Below are 4,568 nucleotides of genomic sequence, written 5' to 3'. Positions count from 1 at the left end.
GTCTCCGACAGGACGGCCGATTTGCCAGTGCTGCTGGAATCGGCGTTCGACGTGGCGGTGAAGCCTTGCTCCAGCGTCGGACGGAAGACAAAGGTGCCGATCCTTACGCCGGGAGCGGCGAAGGGATCTTCCTCCGGCTTGACCTTCTGTCCATCGATCGATCCGGTACGCTCCTGGCCCGGGTCGAGCTTCTGCTTGTCGACGCTGTCGATGGTGACGGCGCGGCGGTTGCCGCCGTCGCCGGCAGTCGCTGCAGCATCGGCCTGATCACCGGTGGCGGCGGTTGCGGCGGTGGTCGTGTTGTCGGTTGCCTCGCCCGCCTTCTTCTTGGTCTTTTTCTTATCGGCAGTCTTGCTGCTGGCCTTCGTGTCGGCCTTGGCGTCCTGTGTGCGCTGCCTTGCCGTCGAGGGCCGGCGCGGCTTTGCCGGCGCCGTGTCGGCCAGCGGGTCGTTGGCTGCCGGCGGCTGGTCGAAGATGCTGTCCGACGCACCAGCCGTCTGGTCGTCATCCGGAACCGCGCCTGGGCTTGCCGGCTGATAGGTTGTCGGCGCCGTGTCCTGGACGGCGGCGGGAGCGTTCTGATCCTGCGATCCTTGCGCCCGCAACTGCCTGGCCTTGCGCTGCTGGTCGGCAAGTATGGCCGATTCGGAAACCTCGCCGCGCAGTTCGGTTTCCTGCGAAAATGCAAGCGCCGGGCGCAGCAAGGCAAGCGCGCTTGCCGTCAGCAGTGCTGCAACGGCAATGCCCCTTCGACCGATTTTCGTTTCAGGCTGGCCCCCGGACATCGTCACCACTGCTTGCGCGGCGCGGTTGCGCCATACTTACCGAACCGTAAATGCGGATGGTTAACGGAGGGTTGAGACTGACTGCCTGGGTTGCCCGCAAACGAGGGCAAACGGCAATTCCGTTGGACAGGCGGGCGACATGGCGCTAATGGCTTCTGCCATGCATGCGGGGTCCCCAGAAAGAAAGCAGCCGGACAGGCAGGCTGCGATCGAATCGGCGCTGAGAACGGTGGCGACGGAGCAGGCCGGCATGGCGGCCCTGGCCGCCGGACTCGCAGATGGGCTAGCCGAGCCCTTCGCGGCGGCCATCGACCTGATTTCGCGGATCGCGGGCCGCGTCATCGTCACCGGCGTCGGCAAGAGCGGCCATATCGGCTCCAAGATCGCCGCGACGCTGGCCTCGACCGGCACGCCGGCCTTTTTCGTCCATCCGGCGGAGGCCAATCACGGCGATCTCGGCATGATCGCCCGTGACGACGCCATCATCGCCATGTCGTGGTCGGGCGAAACCAAGGAACTGATGGGTATCGTCGCTTATTCGAGGCGGTTCTCGATCCCGCTGATCGCCATCACTTCCGGGGAGAACTCTGCACTGGCGCGAGCGGCGGACGTGGTCTTGCTGCTGCCGATCGTGCCGGAGGCCTGTCCGCACGGGCTGGCGCCGACGACGTCGACGCTTCTGCAACTCGTCATGGGCGATGCGCTGGCGATCGCGCTGCTCGAGGCGCGTGGCTTCACATCCGATCACTTCCGAACCTTGCACCCCGGCGGGCAGCTTGGCGCCAATCTGACCCTGGTTTCGGAGATCATGCGGACCGGCGATCAGGTGCCGCTTGCTTTGCTCGGCACCAAGATGCCGGAAGCGGTGATGACGCTCTCGCAAAAGAAAGTTGGCTGTGTCTGCATCGTCGATGCCAGCGGCAAACTGGTCGGGATCGTCACCGACGGCGACGTCGCACGCAATCTGCATCGCAATCTCGCCGACGTCACCGTCGATGAGGTGATGACCCGCACCCCCAAGACGATCGATCCGCAGACGCTGGCGGGCACGGCGATCGCCATGCTCAACGAGCACAATATCGGCGCGCTGGTCGTGATCAAAAACAAAATGCCGGTGGGCGTGGTTCACTTCCACGACCTGCTGCGCATCGGCGCAGCTTAACGCGTGAGATTTCAGGCCGAATCGGCCCGATATTTTGATCTGTCTCGGCTCAGATTGCCTCGACAGTCAGCTCCAGATCGGTATCCGCCGCCCCGGTCACGCGCACCTGCGCGCCGACCGGCAGGTCGGGACCGGAGACGCGCCACAGCGTGTCGCCGAGCCGGATGCGGCCGCGGCCGTTCTTGATCGGCTCGGCCAACGTTGCCGTGCGGCCGACCATCTGCGCGCCGCGGCGGTTGAGCAGCGGCTGGTCGACGCTGCCTTGCCGACTGACGGCGATCTGCCGACCGACATAGGCGGAGATCACGGCCAGCACGAGGAAGGCCAGGACCTGGACCTGCCAGGTCCAGAACGCCGCGTCCCAGATCGCCAGCGACACCGCGCCGACGATCAGCGCCGCGATGCCGATCCACAGCATGAACACGCCGGGCGCCACGACTTCCATCACCAGGAGCACGATGCCGAGAACCATCCAGTTCCACGGGCCGAGTTCCGAAACGATGCGGTCGATCATTGACGGTCTCCCACAGAGTTAGATGATCAGCTGTCGGTCTGCCGCACGATCGGCGGGCGCGAACACTGACGCGGCGTGCCCGATGGGGTATCGCCCTTGAAGACTTCGCGGGCGATCTCGCCGATGCCGCCGAGCGAACCGATCAGCGACGAGGCCTCGAACGGCATCAGCACGATCTTGTTGTTGCTCGACGAGCCGATCTTGGCCAAGGCCTCGGTGTATTTCTGCGCGACGAAGTAGTTGATGGCCTGCACATCGCCCTTGGCGATGGCTTCCGACACGACCTGCGTCGCCTTCGCTTCCGCCTCGGCCGAGCGCTCGCGCGCCTCGGCGTCGCGGAAAGCGGCTTCCCTGCGGCCCTCGGCTTCAAGGATCTGCGATTGCTTGAGGCCTTCGGCGGCCAGGATCTGGGCGCGCTTGTCGCGCTCGGCCATCATCTGGCGGCCCATCGATTCCACGAGATTGGCCGGCGGGTTGATGTCCTTGATCTCGACGCGGGTGATCTTGATGCCCCACGGATGCGCCGCCTCGTCCACGACGCGCAGGAGGCGCTCGTTGATGGCGTCGCGATTGGAAAGCAATTCGTCGAGGTCCATCGAACCCATGACGGTGCGGATGTTGGTCATGGTAAGGTTGAGGATGGCGTTCTGCAGCCCAGCCACCTGGTAAGCGGCCTGGGCGGCGTTCAGCACCTGGTAGAAGGCTACGCCGTCGACCCCGACGATGGCATTGTCGCGGGTGATGATCTCCTGCGTCGGGACGTCGAGCACCTGCTCCATCATGTTCATCTTGGCGCCGACGCGCTCGAAGATCGGGTTGATGATGTTGAGGCCGGGGGTCAGCGTCTTTGTGTAACGGCCGAAGCGCTCCACCGTGTAGTTGTAGCCTTGCGGCACCGTCCTGATGCCCTTGAAAAGCAGAATGATGACCAGGAAAACAAGAACAATGATGGCAATATCGAAACCGCTAAAGCCCATTTCGCTTCTCCCTCAAAGGCGGCGACCTCACGGAATCACTTAAGTGTGTTTCCGTAGCGTTACAATCAGGTGATCGCCAGAGCCGGATGATTTCAGGCCGGATCGACCTGAATCATCCGGCCCTGGGTCAATAGAAAGAGCATGATGGGGTCCGAAAACCGCTCACACTTTTCGGCATCATGCTCTGATACCGGTTAGCGGCGGGTTTTGCGCACCGTTTCCAGCCTGTCGGTGAAGCCGGTCACACCCAGCCGGAAAGCTCGCACCGGACCAGCGCCTCGATGACCGCCATGCCCTCGGCGCTGTCATTGAGGCAGGGGATATGGGCGAAGTTCCTGCCGCCGGCGTGATGGAAGGTCTCGGCTGCCTCGCGGCCGATCTCGTCCAGGGTCTCGATGCAGTCGACGGAGAAGCCCGGATTGACGACGGCGATCGATTTCACGCCGTCCTTGGCCAGTTTCTCGACCGTGACATCGGTGTAGGGCTGCAGCCATTCCTGCGCGCCGAAACGCGATTGGAAGGTGGTGATGAGCTTCTTCTCGTCCCAGCCGAGCCTTTCCCGTAGCAGCCGCGTCGTCTTGAGACAGTGGCAATGGTAGGGGTCGCCCTTCTCGAAATACGGCTTCGGGATGCCGTGATAGGACGCGATAACCACCTCGGGCTCGAAGTCCAACGCCTCGAGATGCCGCTCTATCGAGTGAGCGAGAGCCTCGATGTAGACCGGTTCATCGTAATAGGGCGGCACGCTGCGGATCGCCGGCGCGTTTCTGATCTTCATCAGCGCGCGGAACAACTGGTCGTTGGCGGTCGCCGTCGTCGTTGCCGAATATTGCGGATATACTGGGAAGGACAGGATACGGTCGCAGCCCTGCTCGACCAGTTTTTGCGCGACGCTTGCCGTCGAAGGATTGCCGTAGCGCATCGCCCAGTCGACCACGACGTTCGACTGATCGGCGAGGGCACCGGCGAGCTTCTCTGCCTGGGAGCGGGTGAAGGTGCGCAGCGGCGACTCGTTCTTCTCCCGGTTCCAGATTCGGGCATAGTTGGCGCCGGACTTTTTCGGCCGGGTCGTCAAAACCAGGCCGTAAAGGATCGGGTACCAGATCGCCTTGTTGAGCTCGATGACGCGC

5 protein-coding genes are annotated in these 4,568 nt (G+C 63.6%); 1 reads left to right on the top strand and 4 read right to left on the bottom strand.

Features of this window, described 5'->3' with window-relative positions; genetic code table 11:
* A partial coding sequence (locus tag EOA28_RS25910; RefSeq protein WP_148670854.1) for an outer membrane beta-barrel protein occupies positions 1-785 on the bottom strand: 785 nt, incomplete at its 3' end.
* 160 nt (positions 786-945) lie between these two features.
* Here EOA28_RS25910 and EOA28_RS25905 point away from each other — a divergent pair.
* Complete coding sequence (locus EOA28_RS25905; RefSeq protein ID WP_127249794.1) at positions 946-1,947, top strand: KpsF/GutQ family sugar-phosphate isomerase; 1,002 nt, start codon at positions 946-948, stop codon at positions 1,945-1,947.
* Positions 1,948-1,996: 49 nt separating this feature from the next.
* On the opposite strand, the gene EOA28_RS25900 is transcribed toward EOA28_RS25905, so the two are convergent.
* The 3 genes from EOA28_RS25900 to hemH all read right to left on the bottom strand — a co-directional run.
* Positions 1,997-2,461, bottom strand: a complete 465-nt coding sequence (locus EOA28_RS25900; protein WP_126081467.1) for an NfeD family protein — start codon at positions 2,459-2,461, stop codon at positions 1,997-1,999.
* A gap of 26 nt (positions 2,462-2,487) precedes the next feature.
* Positions 2,488-3,438, bottom strand: coding sequence for an SPFH domain-containing protein (locus EOA28_RS25895; protein ID WP_127249792.1), 951 nt, complete (start codon positions 3,436-3,438; stop codon positions 2,488-2,490).
* Between the two features lie 241 nt (positions 3,439-3,679).
* The coding region (gene hemH / locus EOA28_RS25890) for a ferrochelatase (RefSeq protein ID WP_128315423.1) at positions 3,680-4,568 on the bottom strand (889 nt) is incomplete at its 5' end.

It is taken from the genome of Mesorhizobium sp. M2A.F.Ca.ET.067.02.1.1 (assembly GCF_004023285.1).
Lineage (GTDB): Bacteria > Pseudomonadota > Alphaproteobacteria > Rhizobiales > Rhizobiaceae > Mesorhizobium.
This window is presented reverse-complemented; position numbering and strand designations above follow the sequence as displayed.